Raw genomic sequence first — 17,097 nt, 5'->3', positions numbered from 1 at the left:
GGTCAACAGACGTAAGGAACATGCCATGGGCATCACTTCGACCTCGGACGGTGCCGGGATCACCACGGTCACCGTCGACTACCCGCCGGTGAACGCCATCCCCTCCAAGGGCTGGTTCGAGTTGGCCGACGCCATCCTCGCGGCGGGCAAGGATCCGGAGACCCACGTGGTGATCCTGCGCGCCGAGGGACGCGGCTTCAACGCCGGCGTCGACATCAAGGAGATGCAGGCCACCGAGGGTCACGGCGCCCTGATCGACGCCAACCGCGGCTGCGCAGCGGCCTTCTCCGCGGTCTACGACTGCGAGGTTCCCGTCGTGGTCGCCGTCAACGGCTTCTGTGTCGGCGGCGGCATCGGCCTGGTCGGCAACGCGGACGTCATCGTCGCGTCCGACGACGCCATCTTCGGCCTGCCCGAGGTGGACCGCGGCGCACTCGGTGCGGCCACGCACCTCGCGCGCCTGGTCCCGCAGCACATGATGCGCACGCTGTACTACACGGCCAAGAACGTCGACGCCCAGACGCTCAAGCACTTCGGTTCCGTGTACGACGTGGTCCCCCGCGCCGAGCTCGACGCATGCGCGCTGAAGATCGCCGGCGAGATCGCCGCCAAGGACACCCGGGTCATCCGCCGCGCCAAGGAAGCCATCAACCGCATCGACGTGCAGGACGTGCACACCAGCTACCGGATCGAGCAGGGCTTCACGTTCGAGCTCAACCTCGCCGGCGTCGCCGACGAGCACCGCGACGAGTTCGTCGCCACCGGCAAGCCGAAGTCGAACACCACCGCACCCAAGGGAGACAGCAAGTAATGGCTGAGAAGCGCGACAAGCGCCGCTCACTGGATGAGGCCGTCGCCGGCATCCAGAGCGGGATGACCATCGGCATCGGCGGCTGGGGCTCGCGGCGCAAGCCGATGGCTCTCGTGCGCGCGCTGCTGCGCAGCGACGTCAAGGACCTGACCGTCGTCGGGTACCTCGGCCCGGACCTCGGCCTGCTGATCTCCGCGGGCAAGGTCAAGCGCGCCTACTACGGCTTCGTGTCCCTGGACTCGGCGCCGTTCTACGACCCCTGGTTCGCGCAGGCCCGCGTCGCCGGGACCATCGAGTCCCGCGAGATGGACGAGGGCATGGTCAAGGCCGGCCTGCAGGCTGCCGCCGCGCGCCTGCCGTTCATGCCGATCCGCGCCGGCCTCGGTTCGGATGCGCAGACCGTGTGGGGCGACGAGCTCAAGACCGTCGCGTCGCCGTACCCGGACGCCGACGGCCGCACCGAGACCCTCATCGCGATGCCCGCGCTGAAGCTCGACGCCGCCCTGGTCCACCTGGACCTGGCCGACGAGCGCGGCAACGCCGCCTACACCGGCGTCGACCCGTACTTCGACGACCTGTTCTGCCTCGCGGCCGAGCAGCGCATCCTCAGTGTCGACAAGATCGTCTCGACCGAGGAGCTCGTCAAGTCGGTCCCGAATCAGGCCCTCATCCTGAACCGCTCGATGGTCGACACCGTCACCGAGGCCCCGAACGGCGCCCACTTCACCTTCGCCGGCAGCTACAAGCGCGACGAGAAGTTCCAGCGCCACTACGCCGAGTCCGCCAAGACCCCCGAGGCATGGCAGGCCTTCGCCGACACCTACCTGTCCGGCAGCGAGGACGACTACCAGGCAGCCGTGCGCAAGTTCGCAGAGGAGCAGAAGTCATGACCGAGGTAACCCGCGCGGAGTACTGCGCCGTCGCTTGCGCCGAGCTGTTCGCCGACGCCGGCGAGATCTTCGCCTCCCCAATGGCGACGCTGCCGCTGATCGGCGCGCGCCTGGCCAAGCTCACCACCGAGCCTGACCTGATCATCACCGACGGCGAGGCCCTGATCCTGGCCGACGCCCCGGCCATCGGTGCCAGCGCGCCGATCGAGGGCTACATCCCGTTCTCCAAGGTGTTCGACGTGGTCGCCTCCGGCCGACGCCACGTGGTGATGGGCGCGAACCAGATCGACAAGTTCGGCAACCAGAACCTCTCGGCGTTCGGCCCGCTGGACAAGCCGACCCGCCAGATGTTCGGCCTGCGCGGCGCTCCGGGCAACACCATCAATCACGCCACCAGCTACTGGGTGGGCAAGCACTCCTCGCGCGTGTTCGCGGAGAAGGTCGATGTGGTGTGCGGTGTCGGCTACGACAAGGTCGACCCGGAGAACCCGGCTTTCCGCTTCCTGAAGAACCACCAGGTGGTCACCAACCTGGGTGTCTTCGACTTCCAGGGCCCCGGTCAGACGATGCGCGCGGTCACCCTGCACCCCGGCGTCACCGCCGAGGACGTCAAGGCCAACACCTCCTTCGAGATCGCCGGCCTGGACTCGGCGGGCATCACCCGTGAGCCCACCGCCGAGGAGCTGCGCCTGATCCGCGAGGTCATCGACCCGAAGAACCTGCGTGACCGCGAGGTCTCGCTGTGACCCAGGTGCTGAAGACGCCGTTCACCGAGCTGGTGGGCGTCGAGCATCCGATCGTGCAGACGGGCATGGGCTGGGTCTCCGGCCCGCGCCTGACCGCGGCCACCGCCAACGCGGGCGGCCTCGGCATCCTCGCCTCGGCGACGATGACGTACGAGGAGCTCGAAGCTGCGATCAAGAAGACCAAGCAGCTCACGAGCAAGCCGTTCGGTGTCAACATGCGCGCCGACGCGTCGGACGCCTCGAAGCGCTGCGACCTCCTGATCCGCGAGGGCGTGAAGGTTGCCTCGTTCGCACTGGCGCCCAAGAAGGACCTGATCGCCAAGCTCAAGGACAACGGGATCGTCGTGATCCCGTCGATCGGTGCCGCCAAGCACGCTGTGAAGGTGGCCTCGTGGGGCGCCGACGCGGTGGTCGTGCAGGGCGGTGAGGGCGGTGGCCACACCGGCGGTGTCGCGACGACGCTGCTGCTGCCGTCCGTGCTCGACGCGGTCGACATCCCGGTCGTCGCCGGCGGCGGCTTCTTCGACGGCCGCGGCCTGGCCGCGGCGCTGTCGTACGGTGCCGCGGGTGTCGCGATGGGCACCCGCTTCCTGCTCACGAGCGATTCGGCGGTGCCGGACTCGGTCAAGCAGGAGTACCTCAAGCGCAGCCTCACCGACACCACGGTGTCCGTGAAGGTCGACGGCATGCCGCACCGCGTGCTCAACACCGATCTGGTGAACGCGCTCGAGAAGTCCAGCTATGCAAAGGGACTCGTCGCGGCCACCAAGAATGCCATGAAGTTCAAGGCGATGACGGGCATGAAGTGGTCCACCCTCGCCAAGGACGGGCTCGCCATGAAGAAGTCGGGCGATCGCACGTGGCAGCAGATCATCATGGCCGCCAACACCCCGATGCTGCTCAAGGCCGGCCTGGTCGAGGGCAACACCGAGGCCGGTGTGCTCGCGTCCGGTCAGGTCGTCGGCATGATCGAAGACCTGCCGAGCTGCCAGGAACTGATCGACCGCATCATGGCCGAGGCCGTGGCGCGCATCGATGCACTTGGAGACCTCAAGGCCTGACCGGCTTCCCGGTTCTCTGTTGAAGGGACCCGGCCCGTGCCATCAGCGCGGGCCGGGTCCCTTCCTTCGTCGGGGCGGTCACGACTCCTCACGTTGCAGGATCCAGGTGGCGATCTGGGTGCGCGAGCTGAAGCCCAGCTTTTCGCGGATGTGCTCGACGTGCCCCTCGACCGTCCGCTGGGAGATCACGAGCTGCTCGGCGATCGCCTTGTTGGTCATGCCGGTCGCGACGAGTTCGGCGATCTCCACCTCTCGCCGCGTGAGCGTCTCGGCATCCTCGGCCACCGGCGCCGGCGGTTCCTCCCACGACTGTTCTCCGAGTGCACGGGCGATCGCCTCGTCGAGGTTCAGCGCCCTACCATGCTCGAATGCCTTGTCGAATCCCTTGTCGCCGAGTGCCTTACGAGCAGTCTGCGTGCAGGCATCGTGATACACGACCAGGCTCGCGAAGGTCTCCAGCGGGCTTCCGGTCCCGGTGAACAACGCGTCGGCGGCACCCAGCAGGACCGCCGCCAGCTCCGGGTCCCGGTCGGCGGCCGTCCAGGCGAGTTCCTCGAAGCACCACGCGCAGCCGAACATATTGTCCAGCATGCGGAGCAGGCGGAGAGCGTCCTCGAGCAGCGCAATGCCTCTCGCGTGAATTCCTCTGCGCCACAACGAGGAGCCGTAGTCCGACAACGCCAGGGCACGCCACATGATCTCGCCGCGAGGTTCGGAAAGCGCCAGCTGCTCTCGGTAGTCGGCCGATGCGTGCTCGAGGTCTCCCTCGGTGTACCACGCACACCCCAACCAATACAGCGCCGGAACCAGCTGGACCACGTCGCCGACGTCCCGGAACCTCGCGATCGCGCTTTCGAGGTCTACGGCACCACGTGGAATGTCGCCTTCCGCGACCGCGACGAGGCCGAGGGCGTAGTCCGCCAATGCGCTCGCGTCGGCGTCCGACAGACCGTGGGCCAGCCGACGGGCTTCCTCCGCGAGCGCTGTCGCCGCCGGAATGTCCCGCTGCAGGGAGGCCAGCATGCTGCCCGCGACGATCGCCTCGACCCGGGCAGCCTGCGACGTGCCCTCCCCCGCGAGGGCCCGCTCCAGCCAGTAGCGCCCTTCACTCAGCCTGCCCCGCAGAAGGAAATAGTCGTGCAATGCGCTCGCGATGCGCAGTGCTGCGTCGCCCGAACCGGGGTCCGTGACGCTGAACTCGAACGCGTCCCGCAGGTTCGGCTGCTCGCGATCCAGCCTGCCCGTCCACTCGACCTGTCGGGGGCCGATCCAGTCGGATCTCGCGCGCAATACGAGGTCCTCGTACCAGTCCCGGTGTCGGCGTTGAAGATCCGCGCGCTCGACGGGATCGTCGAGCTGGTCCCGGCCGTAGTCACGGAGTGTGTCCAGCATGCGATACCGGACCGTCGAATCGACTTCGTCGCGGATGAGGATGGACTTGTCGACGAGTGACGTCACCAGGTCCAGCAGATCCCCGTGGGCCGACTCGACGGCGAGCACGCCCTCGACCGCGTCCATCTCGAAGCTACCGGCGAACACCGTCAGACATGTCCACAGCCACTGCTCCTGCGGTGTGCACAGGTCGTAGCTCCAGTCGACGCTGTACCGCAGCGTCTGTTGCCGGCTCGGAGCGTTCCGGCTGCCGCGTGTGAGCAATTGGAAGCGATCGTTCAGTCGTCGCAGGACGTCGTCCACCGACATCGCGCGCAGCCGAGCCGCAGCCAATTCGATCGGCAGTGGCAAGCCCTCCAACCGTCGACAGATCTGTGCGACCGCGTCCCGGTTCTCCTCCGTGACCCGGAAGTCGGGCAGCACGGCCTGGGCACGTTGCTCGAACAGGGCGACGGCGTCACCGTCCGCAGATTCGGCCGAGGACAAGGCGGATCCGGGTTGGCCGGGTAGCGCCAACGGTGGAACCCGGATCACGGTCTCGCCAGGAACACCGAGTGGCTCACGGCTCGTGGCCAGCACCGACAGCCCCGGACAGTTCCGGAGCAACTCCACCGTCAGATCCGCGACGGCGGCCACCAGATGCTCACAGTTGTCCAGCACCAGCAGGGCTCGACTGTCGCTCAGGTAATCGATCAGGATGAGCCGCGGCGACCGGGTCGACCGGTCCTGGATCCCGAGTGCCCCGAGCACCGTTTGTTCGAGGAGTGCCGGGTCCTGCAGTTCACCCAGTTCGACGAGCCAGATCCCGTCGGTGAACACCCGGTACGACTCCTCGGCGACCCGAAGCGCAAGACGGGTCTTTCCGACACCACCGAGACCGGCCAGTGTCACCAGACGCGACTCCGCGACGAGTCGCCGCGCCTCCGAAGCCTCTGACCGTCGACCGACGAAACTGGTCAGTTCGAACGGCAGGTTTCCCACCTTGACCGTCATGTCGGACCGTCCCGCACCGTCGCCTCTACCCGGAAAATTCTACGCTTCCGCCACGGCTGACCTCGCTCATCGCCTGATCTCGATTTCGACCGTTCGGTATCAGGCGAGCTCGCTGCCGACGTTCGCTCCGGGCTCCGAACGCGAGAGGAGCCCGCCCAGCACGTCGAGGGCACCGGCCCAGGCGTCGAGGGTTGCCGGCGCGAGTCTGCGGTGGTCGAGCACGCCGGGCTGCGCGAGCGTGGGGTCGAACGGGACTTCGACGAACCCGGCGACGCGGGGCGACAGCGCATCCCGGATCGGACCCAGGTCGACCGGGGCGTCGGGCAACTGGTGCGAGACGACGATGATCGCGTCACCGAGGGTCTGCGCACCGTACGTGGACATGATCCAGGTGAGCGCGTCGCGCATGCGGCTGAGGGGCTCGGATCGGGCGGGCGCCACCATGACCAGCGCCGCCCCCGACCGGATCAGCGGGGCCAGCCGCGGCGAACGGAGCGCGGTGCCGACGTCGTGAATGCGGGCGCTGTGCCGGGCCGATAGGAGCTCGTCGACGATCGCGGGATCGCTGGGCCGGCCGTCACTGCCGCCGACCACCACGACGCCGGCCGACGTCAACGCCATACGAGACTCGAACTGCCGGATCGATCTTGCCGGGTCGACGCCCTCGAAACCCGTTCGGGACAGCAGGTTTCCGCCGTCACTGGTGGCGTCGACGGCCGAGACCTCCCTGCCCGTGCCCAGCCGCAACGCGGTCGCGAGGCCGTAGGCCGTCGTGGTGGTGGACGCACCGCCCGAACCGGCGACAACCGCGGCGGACACCCGTTCGGGCTCGGGCACGTTCGGCACCCGGCGAAGCTCCACCACATTGTTCATTGCGTGTCCTCCACCTTCGCGATCTTGAACCCCGCCGGTGAAGGCGCGACGGTGATCCGTTGACGGATGACGCCTTCCGCGGCGCCGGGCATGCGCAGTCCGAGTTCGACGTTGTAGACGTTCGGGTCCGGCGTGGACGTGATGGTGACGCAGTGGTCGGAGCCGACGGGGACCTCGTCGATCCACTTCTGGATCTCCGGAACGGCGTTGGGGGCAACCATCAGCGAGGCGACGCGGGCACCGCTGCGTTCGACGTAGTAGGCGTGGTCGAACGCCCGGATGACGCCGGGGCCGTCGGACGTACTGCCAGGCCCACGCCCGACACTGCGACCGTCCACGGTCGAGTCCGCGCACCAGACGGGGACGGGGGCCGACGGTTGCGGCGCCGCGGAGGCCGAGGACGTTACTGACGTCGAGGGCGAAGCGACCGCAACCGGTTTCGGAGTGCCTTCGGTCGCGGTATCGCCACCGCGGACGACGACGGCGGTCGCGGCCGACGCGATCGCGAGGAGCAAGACCGCGACACCGCCGATGAGGAGGGGTTTCCTGCCGCCGGGCGTCGTCGTCTCGCGCTTCTCGGGCTTCTCCGGTGTCTCCTGTTTCTCGGGCTTCTTCCGCTTCTCGCCCTTCGCGCTCTTCTCCCGCTTCTCGCGTTTCTTTTGTTCGGGCGCAGCTGATTCCGGGGCCACCAACCAGGTCGGCATCTGGTCGAACTCGTCAGGCAGAGCCGGATCCACCGACGGTACGGTTTCGGGGGGCACGGCGTCGGCGGACGGGGCGTCGACCGGAACATCCTGTACCGGTGCAGGATTCAGAACCGACGCCTGCTCCGGCTCGGGAGGTGACCCTGGTGGAGCTTGCGGCGCGGACTCCGCGGTCGCCGGTTCCCTGTCGTAGTGCTCGGTCACGTCCGGGAACAGCGAATCCTCGATCCGGTTGTCCGTCGCCATGTGTCCTCCTGCAGGTGGGGTGGGCCCGCGACCGGGCCCACCCCACCCCTGCCTCATGCCTGGATGCCGGTCCCGACGGCGTCGCTGATCATGTTCGACGCGACACCGATGGACGAGTCCTTGAAGAACGACGCCAGGTGCGCGTCGACCTGCTCGAGCGCCTGGTCGCCGCCGGGCTGAGATGCGACGAAATCACGTGCCTGACGGTCGATTCCGGGCGCGGCAGCGACCGCGTCACGCACCGCAGACGCAGCAGCGCCACCGGCCGGGTTGGACTCCCACTGCGCGAGGGTCTCCTCTGTCCAGGCCTTGATCTCCGGCTTTTCGACGTCGTTGAACAACTCACGGACGCCGTCCGGGAGCTCCTGTGGCTCACCGAGATCGCCGGCTCCAACCATGGTGCCAGCCATGACCCCTAGGGCAGCAGCCGGCACCGCGCCAACCACACCTCCGATGGCAGCACCGATCGCGGTACCGGCAACGCCGTTGGTGACGAAGATGATCTCTCCGCCGGGAAGCGCCAGTTCCGTCCCGCCCCACATGCTCGCGCCTGCGAGACCGCCGAACGTTCCGCCGATCAGCGCGCCCGCAATGCCTGCTCCGACCGCGTTCGCCGCACCCATGCCGATCTGCGCCGCCGCGAGCCGGTTGGCGCGGGTGGTCTCGATGCCGAGCGACCGCCAGAACGTCGACACCTCGGCCTCGACGACGGCGGACGTGTTGTTGGTGCGAGCGAGGTCTCCGTCGGTGATCCAGTTCGGCTGCGGCGTGTGATAAGTGCCGAGGCGCAAGGTTTCCCGCGGCGCGATGATCGGCGCAGTCGGCTCGACGTAGGTGGGCAGGTGCAGATCCTGGACCTGGAGCGGCGTGACGTAGTAGTCGTCCGGCGCGTTGTAGGTGTTGGTGTCGTAGTCGTAGTTCTCGAGCGGCTGGTACTCGATGTTCTGGTACTGCGCCGGCGGCTCCACCCAGTACACGGGCTCGGGCTGTTCGGGACCCGAGGTGACGCCACCCTGCGTCGACGGCGCCGATGTCACGCCGCCCTGCGTCGAGGGAGCCGACGTGACACCACCCTGCGAGGGCAGCTGGTTCGGTGCCGCCTGCGCTGCGCCCGAGGCGGCTACCAGAACGGCGGCCGCGGCGGACGGAACGATCGCCGCGCGCGCAACCGCCCCCACACGCGTCTTGTGGTGCTTACCCATCTATGAAATCCCCCTCGAGGCCTGGAACGAAATGACGTTCGGTCCGACCTGGGAGGGGCGTGCGAAGAAAGTGGTGTCCGGAGATTTCGGAGAGTGGGACACCGTGGCGAACGAACCAAGCGCCCCCACTCGGGCACGCGAACGCCCGCCAATCCCCCTCGGCAACAAAGCCGCCCCAATCACGATGGTCTCCCCCGCCGACCCGATGCCCCCAGGTCAGACTATTGCACCGGGGAATATATACCGGGATTGCGGGCTGAAGCCAGGCACCCCCTCGCCGAGGCCGGGGGGTGGGTGGGGGGTCAGGAGCCGACTGCCGCGGCCCGCGCCTCCACCCGTGCGCGCACCTCCGGCCTGCGCAACGGCGGAACGGACTTCGGCGGCTGCTTCCGCGGCGGCAGGGCCGCGAGCAGTTCCGCGGTGGTCGCCGTGACCTCCTCGACCGCCTTCTCGAAGGCCTCGCGGTTGGCGTCGGACAGCTTCTGGATGCCGCTGACCTTGCGCACGTACTGGCGGGCGGCGGCCTCGATCTCCTCGGGTGTGGCTGCCGGTTCGAGCCCGCGCAGCTCGGTGATGTTTCGGCACATGCGTCGAACGGTAATCCCGCGGCCGCCGATGCGAAAGGCTGTTCCGACATCCAGTTACCGCGTACTTTCGGTACCAGACACCGGACAGAGCGGGGGCGCGATGCACGTCGTAGAGAACCTGACCACGGCCACGACGCCGATTCCCCACCCACCCCGACGTCTACCGCTGCTCGGCCACGTCCTCGGCGTCTCGCTGCACACGCCGGTGCAGGACTCGATGCGCCTCGGACGGCAGCTGGGACCGATCTTCGAGCGCAAGGCCCTCGGCAACCGGTTCGTGTTCGTCTCGGGGGCCGACATGGTCGCGGAGCTGTCCGACGAGTCCCGCTTCGCGAAGAATGTCGCTCCCGGCATCGCGGAGTTGCGCGGCATCGGCGGCGACGGCCTGTTCACCGCGTACAACGAGGAACCGAACTGGGCCCGGGCCCACAATCTGCTGCGTCCGGCGTTCACGCAGGCGGCGATGCGGTCGTACCACGACACCATGGTGCAGGTGGCCGGTGAGCTGACCGAGTACTGGGACGCCCACGTCGGCGGGGATCCGGTGGACGTGTCGTCGGACATGACGAAGCTGACCCTCGAGACGATCGGGCGCACCGGCTTCAGCTATTCGTTCGACTCCTTCCGGAGGGACCAGCCTCACCCGTTCGTCGAGGCGATGGTCCGCGCACTCACACACGCGCAGCGTCGGACGTTCCGCAAAGTGCCGCTCGTGTCGAAGTTCTTGTACCGCAAGTCCGATCAGCAGAACGCGGCAGACACCGCGTACATGGCGCAGGTGGTCGACGAGGTGATCCGCCACCGCCGCGACAGCGCCGCCGAGGGGCCCGAAGACCTGCTCGAGCTCATGCTGCGCGCGGCCCGCGAGGACGACCCGAATCGCCTGGACGAGGTCAACATCCGCAACCAGGTGGTCACGTTCCTCGTCGCGGGTCACGAAACCACCTCGGGCGCATTGTCGTTCGCGTTGTACTACCTCGCCCGGAACCCGGAGGTACTCGCGAAGGCCCGAGCCGAGGTGGACGAGGTGTGGGGCGACGGGGTGCCGCCGTTCGAGAAGGTCGCGAAGCTGCGCTATGTCCGTCGGGTTCTCGACGAAACCCTGCGCTTGTGGCCGACGGCGCCCGCCTACGCGAGAGAGGCTCGTGAGGACACCGTCCTGGCGGGCCGTTACCCGATGCAGGCCGGCGACTGGATGCTGGTGCTCATCCCGGCGCTGCACCGCGACCCGGAGTGGGGTGGCGATCCCGAACGCTTCGATCCCGAACGCTTCTCCCCCGAGCACGTCCGCGGGCGGGCTCCGCACATCTACAAGCCGTTCGGAACCGGAGAAAGAGCCTGCATCGGAAGGCAATTCGCCATCCACGAAGCACTGTTGGTGCTGGGCACGATTCTGCGGCGCTACGACTTTTCCGCAGACCCCGACTACCAGCTACGCATCCAGGAGCGGTTGACGCTCATGCCGGACGGCTACACATTGACGCTACGACCGCGCAATCACGGATGAACGACGCCACGGCAAGCCACGCTGCCATCTCTTCGGGCATGATGGATTGAACTAGGCATCAAAGGCTGGAGGCCCACATGGGCCAACCGCCCTCGCGGGAGGCACTCGAGCCGCGCCGCCCGGTCCGCTTCTGCACGGCGCCGACCGGCGCGCGGATCGCTTACGCCTGCATGGGACGAGGGAAAGCGCTACTGGTTCCCGCGGCGTGGATCAGTCATCTGGAACTGCTGTGGCAGGACCCGGCCTACCGCGCCTTCTTCACTCCGCTGTCGGCAGTCCGCACCGTGGTGCAGTACGACCGGCCCGGCTTCGGGCTTTCCGACCCCTGGCCGGGGGCGCAGGGGCTGGACAACGATGTGGTGCTGCTTCAGGCCCTTGCCGATCACCTGGACCTGGAGTGCTTCGATCTGCTGGGTATATCCCTGGGCGCGCCGGTGTCGGTCGCCTTTGCGGCGCGGTTCCCGCAGCGGGTCGACCGGCTGATCCTGTACGGCGGTTACGCCGACGGCTCGCAAATCGCCGCGCCGGAGACCCGCACCGCCATGCTGGGTTTGATCCGAGCCCACTGGGGATTGGGGTCCGAGCTGCTGGCCGACATCTTCCTGCCGGACGGTGGTGCCGAGACCAAGGCGCTCTTCGCCCGGCTCCAGCGGGAGGCGGCATCGCCGCTCCTCGCCGTCGACCTGCTCGCACAGTGCTATGAGATCGACGTGATCGATCTACTCGACCGAGTCGCCGCCCCGACCCTGGTGGTGCACCGCCGCGGAGACCGGGCGATCCCCTACCACGCGGGCCGGGAGCTGGCCGCGAGGATCCCCGGCGCGCGGCTGATCTCACTGCCTGGCAGCAGCCATTTCCCGTTCGTGGGCGACGCTGCCCCCATCGTCCGGGCGATCCTGGAATTCCTGGGGGACGGTCCCGCCACGCCCCCATCGGAGCGGCCGGGGCCGCCCTCCAGCGAGTTGACACCGCGACAGCTGCAGGTGGCCGCGCTCATCGCCGAGGGCATGACCAACCGGCAGATCGCGCAGCGGCTCGGCATCGAGGAGCGCTCGGCCGAGGGGCACGTCGAGCGCATCCGCCTCCGGCTCGGCGTCAACTCCCGCGCCGAGGTGGCCGCCTGGTGGGGCCGACGCGTCTCGCCCGACTCGGCAAACGACATCGAGGTACCGGATTGAGGTACCGGCAGGGGTGATTCCCGCCTATCCGTTGGTGCGCTACTCGAGGAGGCTCGTAGTCACATCGACTGACCGCGAACCCGGAAAGGAGCGCCAGCGATGGACACCAACCCCGATGTGTTGTCCTTCGAGCCGAAGGAGCCTGCGCCGACCACGGCGGAAGCATTTCGGCCCCACCCGATCCGCGGGCCGTTCAACGCCCTGTTCTTCACCGCACTCAACCGGTACCTGGATCACGTGCTGCGGCCGCACAAACAAGCTCTGTTCGACAACCTTCCCGCCACAGTCGTCGAGCTGGGGCCCGGTGTGGGAGCCAACCTGCGCTACCTCCGCGCCGGCACCCGGCTGATCGCCGTCGAGCCGAACCCGGCCTTGCATGATCGTCTCCGCGCGCGAGCCGACCGCGCCCACATCGATCTCGAACTGCACACCACCGGCGCCGAACGACTCGATCTCACAGACGAGTCGGTGGACGCGGTGATATCCAGTCTCGTGCTCTGCACGGTGACCGACCCCGTCGCCGTCCTCACCGAGGTCCACCGCGTCCTGCGCCCCGGCGGGCACTACGCCTTCCTGGAACACGTCGCAGCTCCGGACGGCACAGCGCTCCGCTGCCTGCAGCGGACCGCACGGCGGCCATGGAGTTGGACGTTCGAAGGTTGCTCCTGCGAGCGGGACCTGCAGGCAGTCATCGAGGCTGCGGGATTCGCCGAGACGACCATCGAGGCCTACCGGCTGCGCTCCCCCTTCCTGCCGGTCAACCCCCAGATCGCCGGCATCGCCCGCAAACGCAGCTGACGGACACCTCGACAGCGGCGCAAACGTCGAAGCCCTCCCGATCGAGGATCGGGAGGGCTTCGACGGTCAGTTCCGGGAGCGTCAGCTCTGGACGCGCTCGATGATCGTGACGTTGGCGGTGCCGCCACCCTCGCAGATGGTGAGCAGGCCGTAGCGACCGTTGGTGCGCTCGAGCTCGTTGAGCAGCGTCGCCATCAGCTTGGTGCCGGTCGCACCCAGCGGGTGGCCGAGCGCGATCGCGCCACCGTTGACGTTGACCTTGGCCGGGTCGGCGCCCAGCTCCTTGATCCACGCCAGCACGACGGGCGCGAAGGCCTCGTTGATCTCGACCAGGTCGATGTCGTCGAGGGTCAGGCCCGTCTTCTCCAGCGCGTGCTGGGTGGCCGGGATCGGCGCGCTCAGCATGAAGATCGGGTCGTCGCCACGGGCGCTCATGTGGTGGATGCGGGCGCGCGGCTTCAGGCCGTACTTCTTCACGGCCTCCTCCGACGCGAGCAGCAGCGCGCTCGAGCCGTCGGAGATCTGGCTGGCGACGGCGGCGGTGATGCGGCCACCCTCGACCAGCACGTTGAGGCCCGCCATCTTCTCGAGGCTGGTCTCGCGCGGGCCCTCGTCGGTGGTGACGTCACCGAACGGCACGATCTCGTTCTCGAAGCGACCCTCGGCGATCGCGGCCTTGGCACGCTCGTGGCTCTGCAGAGCCCACTTCTCGAGCTCCTCGCGGCTGATGTCCCACTTGTCGGCGATCATCTCGGCGCCGCGGAACTGCGACACCTCCTCGTCGCCGTAGCGCTCGGTCCAGCCCTTGGACTCGGCGGTGGGCGTGCTGAAGCCGTACTGCTGCCCCACGAGCATGGCGGCCGAGATCGGGATCTGGCTCATGTTCTGGACGCCGCCGGCGATGATCAGGTCCGCCGTGCCGGCCAGGATCGCCTGCGCGCCGAACTGGATCGCCTGCTGGCTCGAACCGCACTGGCGGTCGACCGTCACGCCGGGCACGTGCTGCGGCAGGCCCGCGGCCAGCCACGACATACGCGCGATGTTGCCGGCCTGGCCGCCGATGGCGTCGACGCAGCCGAAGACGACGTCGTCGACGTTCGCCGGGTCGATGCCGGTGCGCTCGACGAGAGCCTTGATGATGTGCGCGCCCAGGTCGATCGGGTGAACGGGGGCCAGGCCGCCGTTCTTCTTGCCGATCGGGGTGCGGATGGCGTCGACGATGTAAACCTCGGGCATGGACAGCTCCTGGGGTCGGATTACTTGTGGGAGTCGGGGCTGGCGAGCCCGTCGAGAACGATGGAGAGGTACTGCTTGGCGACGGCCTGGGCGGTCAACGGGCCACCCGGCCGGTACCAGCGAACGGCCACCCAGACCGTGTCGCGCATGAAGCGGAAGACCAGTTCGATGTCGAGGTCTTGGCGGAAGCTGCCGTCGGCGACACCGGCCTCGAGCACCCCGACCCACAGGTCGCGGAACTCCTGGTTACGCTCGGCAAGGTACGCGAACCGCTCGTTCGAGGCGAGATGCTTGACCTCGTCCTGGTAGATCGCGACCGCGCTGTGCGAGGCGTCGATCGCCTCGAACGACGCGACCACGAGGGCTTCGAAGGTCTCGCGCGAGCCCATACCCGCGTCGACGATCTCGCGGTAGCGACCGAACAGGTCGTCCTGGAAGCCGCGCAGGATCTCGTCCACCATGGACTCCTTGGAGTCGAAGTGGTGGTAGAGGCTGCCGGACAGGATGCCCGCCGCGTCGGCGATGTCGCGCACGGTGGTGGCCCGCAGACCACGTTCGGCGAACAGGCCCGCGGCGAGTTCGAGGAGCTCGGCGCGACGCCCGGACTTGTTCGAAGACTCGTCGGCGTCTCGGGGTGGAGTCATGCCGGACATCTTACCAACCAAGCGATTGCTAGGGCATCGGTGCGTTTCGTCCAGTGGGTGGCTTTCCCGGGTGGCCGAATGTCACATCGGTGCAGTTGAACTGAACCGATGTGACATTCGGCCACGGACACGGTCGGCTACCTACGCGCGCTGGCTGGAGACCGAGACGATCTCGCCGGTCATGTAGGTGGTGTAGTCGCTCGCGAGCATCGCGATGACCGAGGCGATCTCCCACACCTCGGCGGCGCGGCCGTAGGCCTCACGCGACGCCAGGTTGTCGAGCAGCTCGTCGCTGGTGACCTTCGCCAGGAACGGGTGCTTGGCGATGGACGGCGACACCGCGTTGATGCGGACACCGAACTCGGCGGCCTCGATCGCGGAGCAGCGGGTCAGCGCCATGACGCCGGCCTTGGCCGCCGCGTAGTGCGACTGCGAGTGCTGCGCACGCCAGCCCAGGACGGAGGCGTTGTTGACGATGACGCCGCCGTGCTCGACGCTCTTGAAGTAGCGCATCGCGGCGCGGGTGGCGCGGAAGGTGCTCGTCAGCGTGATGTCGACGACGCGGTCCCACTGCTCGTCGGTCATGTCGACGATCGGGGTCTCGCCGCCCAGGCCGGCGTTGTTGACCAGGACGTCGATGCGGCCCAGCTTCTCGGCGGCGCCGACGATCAGCGCGTCGACCTGCTCGGTGCTCGAGACGTCGCACACGAACGACTCGACCTGCTGGCTACCGAACTCGGCCGACAGCTTCTCGACGGTCTCGCCGAGGCGACGCTCGTGGAAGTCCGAGACCAGGACGTCGGCGCCCTCGAGCAGCGCGCGGCGCGCGGTCGAGAAGCCGATGCCGGTGCCGGCCGCGGCGGTCACGACGACCTTCTTACCCTTGAGCAGGTCGTGGCCCGCGACCTCTTCGGGCGCGACGGCGAGCGGGGACTTGATGGTGGCGGTCACGGGCGTGCCTCTCGGGGAAGGCCGAGCACACGCTCGGCGATGATGTTGCGCTGGATCTCGTTGGATCCGCCGTAGATGGTGTCGGCGCGCGTGAACAGCCACAGGCGCTGTAGGTCGTTCAACTCCTCGCCCGGCTCGGTGTTCTCGACGCCCACCAGCGAGGCCGCTCCCTGGACCTCCATGGCGAGCTCGCCGAGACCCCGGTGCCAGTTGGCCCACAGCAGCTTCGCGACGGACGCCTCGCCGCCGTTGGCGCTGGCGTCGACGCTCGCGAGCGTGCGCAGCGCGTGAGCGCGGATGACCTGCAGGCTCATCCAGGCGCGGGAGATCTTGTTGCGGATCGCGGGATCCTCGGCCGCACCGTTGCGCTCGGCCAGTTCGACGATGGACTCGAGCTCACGGGCAAAACCGATCTGCTGGCCCAGGGTGGAGACGCCGCGCTCGAAGGTGAGCGTGCCCATCGCGACGCCCCAGCCGTTGCCCTCACCGCCGACGACGAGGTCGGCGTCGGTGCGCGCGTTGTCGAAGAACACCTCGTTGAACTCGGAGGTGCCGGTGAGCTGGATGATCGGGCGGACCTCGACACCCTCCTGGTTCATCGGAACCAGCAGGTACGACAGGCCCTTGTGGCGCGACGAGCCCGGCTCGGTGCGGGCGACGACGAAGCACCAGTCGGCCAGGTGCGCGAGCGAGGTCCACACCTTCTGGCCGTTGACCGACCACTGGTCGCCGTCGAGGCGCGCGGTGGTCGACACGTTCGCGAGGTCGGAGCCGGCGCCCGGCTCGGAGTAGCCCTGGCACCACAGCTCGGTGACCGTCTTGATGCCGGGGAGGAAGCGCTGCTTCTGCTCCTCGGTGCCGAACGCGATGAGCGTCGGGCCGAGCAACTCCTCACCGATATGGCTCACGCGCGCAGGCGCATTCGCGCGTGCGTACTCCTGATGGAAGATGATCTGCTGGCTCAGCGTCGCCTCGCGGCCGCCGTACTCCTTCGGCCATCCGAGGCAGGTCCAGCCGGCGGCAGCCAGGTGACGATCCCACTCGAGGCGTTCCTCGAACGCCTCGTGTTCACGCCCCGGCCCGCCCAGGCCCTTCAGCTCGGCAAACTTCCCGGAGAGGTTCTCTTCGAGCCATTCGCGAATTTCCCGCGCAAAGGCCTCGTCAGCAGCTGCCTGCTCGCTGGTCTCAATACCCTGGCTAACGTCCACAGCGATACGGTACCCTACCAAGCACTTGCTTTGTATAGAGGTTCTGCCTCGTTGAGGAGAGATTGTGAGC

General features: G+C 68.1%; 16 protein-coding genes. 7 read left to right on the top strand and 9 right to left on the bottom strand.

Features of this window, described 5'->3' with window-relative positions:
- Window positions 1-25: 25 nt before the first annotated feature.
- The 4 genes from echA20 to ACQ5DX_RS01010 are packed head-to-tail and all read left to right on the top strand — an operon-like array spanning window position 26 to window position 3,508.
- Window positions 26-811 (top strand): (7aS)-7a-methyl-1,5-dioxo-2,3,5,6,7,7a-hexahydro-1H-indene-carboxyl-CoA hydrolase, encoded by a 786-nt coding sequence (gene echA20 / locus ACQ5DX_RS01025; protein ID WP_430330846.1) that lies wholly within the window; start codon window positions 26-28, stop codon window positions 809-811.
- Entirely contained in the window at window positions 811-1,701 is an 891-nt protein-coding gene (locus ACQ5DX_RS01020; protein WP_430330845.1) for a CoA transferase subunit A, read from the top strand. The genes echA20 and ACQ5DX_RS01020 overlap by 1 nt, the downstream gene beginning before the upstream one ends.
- The gene (locus ACQ5DX_RS01015) at window positions 1,698-2,447 is read left to right on the top strand and encodes a CoA-transferase subunit beta (protein WP_430330844.1); all 750 of its coding nucleotides are present in this window, start codon (window positions 1,698-1,700) and stop codon (window positions 2,445-2,447) included. The genes ACQ5DX_RS01020 and ACQ5DX_RS01015 overlap by 4 nt, the downstream gene beginning before the upstream one ends.
- Window positions 2,444-3,508 (top strand): NAD(P)H-dependent flavin oxidoreductase, encoded by a 1,065-nt coding sequence (locus tag ACQ5DX_RS01010; protein ID WP_430330843.1) that lies wholly within the window; start codon window positions 2,444-2,446, stop codon window positions 3,506-3,508. The genes ACQ5DX_RS01015 and ACQ5DX_RS01010 overlap by 4 nt, the downstream gene beginning before the upstream one ends.
- Before the next feature lie 78 nt (window positions 3,509-3,586).
- Here the strand turns inward: ACQ5DX_RS01010 and ACQ5DX_RS01005 are convergent, their stop codons facing one another.
- The 5 genes from ACQ5DX_RS01005 to ACQ5DX_RS00985 all read right to left on the bottom strand — a co-directional run bounded on the left by ACQ5DX_RS01005 (window position 3,587) and on the right by ACQ5DX_RS00985 (window position 9,505).
- Complete coding sequence (locus ACQ5DX_RS01005; protein ID WP_430330842.1) at window positions 3,587-5,893, bottom strand: ATP-binding protein; 2,307 nt, start codon at window positions 5,891-5,893, stop codon at window positions 3,587-3,589.
- 99 nt (window positions 5,894-5,992) lie between these two features.
- The gene (locus ACQ5DX_RS01000; protein ID WP_430330841.1) at window positions 5,993-6,766 is read right to left on the bottom strand and encodes a hypothetical protein; all 774 of its coding nucleotides are present in this window, start codon (window positions 6,764-6,766) and stop codon (window positions 5,993-5,995) included.
- Window positions 6,763-7,716, bottom strand: coding sequence for a hypothetical protein (locus tag ACQ5DX_RS00995; RefSeq protein ID WP_430330840.1), 954 nt, complete (start codon window positions 7,714-7,716; stop codon window positions 6,763-6,765). The genes ACQ5DX_RS01000 and ACQ5DX_RS00995 overlap by 4 nt, the downstream gene beginning before the upstream one ends.
- 53 nt (window positions 7,717-7,769) lie before the next feature.
- The gene (locus ACQ5DX_RS00990; RefSeq protein ID WP_430330839.1) at window positions 7,770-8,918 is read right to left on the bottom strand and encodes a hypothetical protein; all 1,149 of its coding nucleotides are present in this window, start codon (window positions 8,916-8,918) and stop codon (window positions 7,770-7,772) included.
- A gap of 302 nt (window positions 8,919-9,220) precedes the next feature.
- A complete protein-coding gene (locus ACQ5DX_RS00985) occupies window positions 9,221-9,505 on the bottom strand; it encodes a DUF2277 domain-containing protein (protein WP_430330838.1) in 285 nt (94 codons plus the stop codon).
- Between the two features lie 100 nt (window positions 9,506-9,605).
- Between ACQ5DX_RS00985 and ACQ5DX_RS00980 the strand changes: the two genes are divergently transcribed.
- From ACQ5DX_RS00980 to ACQ5DX_RS00970, 3 genes are all read left to right on the top strand, one after another.
- Complete coding sequence (locus ACQ5DX_RS00980; RefSeq protein ID WP_430330837.1) at window positions 9,606-11,012, top strand: cytochrome P450; 1,407 nt, start codon at window positions 9,606-9,608, stop codon at window positions 11,010-11,012.
- Window positions 11,013-11,089: 77 nt separating this feature from the next.
- On the top strand, window positions 11,090-12,190 hold the full coding sequence (locus ACQ5DX_RS00975) for an alpha/beta fold hydrolase (RefSeq protein WP_430330836.1): 1,101 nt from the start codon (window positions 11,090-11,092) through the stop codon (window positions 12,188-12,190).
- 99 nt (window positions 12,191-12,289) lie between these two features.
- The gene (locus ACQ5DX_RS00970; protein WP_430330835.1) at window positions 12,290-12,988 is read left to right on the top strand and encodes a class I SAM-dependent methyltransferase; all 699 of its coding nucleotides are present in this window, start codon (window positions 12,290-12,292) and stop codon (window positions 12,986-12,988) included.
- Window positions 12,989-13,069: 81 nt separating this feature from the next.
- Here the strand turns inward: ACQ5DX_RS00970 and ACQ5DX_RS00965 are convergent, their stop codons facing one another.
- From ACQ5DX_RS00965 to ACQ5DX_RS00950, 4 genes are all read right to left on the bottom strand, one after another.
- On the bottom strand, window positions 13,070-14,224 hold the full coding sequence (locus ACQ5DX_RS00965; RefSeq protein ID WP_430330834.1) for an acetyl-CoA C-acetyltransferase: 1,155 nt from the start codon (window positions 14,222-14,224) through the stop codon (window positions 13,070-13,072).
- Window positions 14,225-14,244: 20 nt separating this feature from the next.
- Window positions 14,245-14,868, bottom strand: a complete 624-nt coding sequence (locus ACQ5DX_RS00960; RefSeq protein WP_430330833.1) for a TetR/AcrR family transcriptional regulator — start codon at window positions 14,866-14,868, stop codon at window positions 14,245-14,247.
- Between the two features lie 141 nt (window positions 14,869-15,009).
- Window positions 15,010-15,819: an SDR family oxidoreductase gene (locus tag ACQ5DX_RS00955; RefSeq protein WP_430330832.1), complete on the bottom strand. Its 810-nt coding sequence runs from the start codon at window positions 15,817-15,819 to the stop codon at window positions 15,010-15,012.
- Window positions 15,816-17,027, bottom strand: a complete 1,212-nt coding sequence (locus ACQ5DX_RS00950) for an acyl-CoA dehydrogenase family protein (RefSeq protein ID WP_430330831.1) — start codon at window positions 17,025-17,027, stop codon at window positions 15,816-15,818. Before ACQ5DX_RS00950 ends, ACQ5DX_RS00955 begins: the two co-directional genes overlap by 4 nt.
- Between the last annotated feature and the right edge of the window lie 70 nt (window positions 17,028-17,097).

Source organism: Rhodococcus sp. ACT016 (genome assembly GCF_050477185.1).
Taxonomy (GTDB): domain Bacteria; phylum Actinomycetota; class Actinomycetes; order Mycobacteriales; family Mycobacteriaceae; genus Prescottella.
Note: the sequence above shows the minus strand (reverse complement) of the source record. Positions and strands in the feature narration are given on the sequence as shown.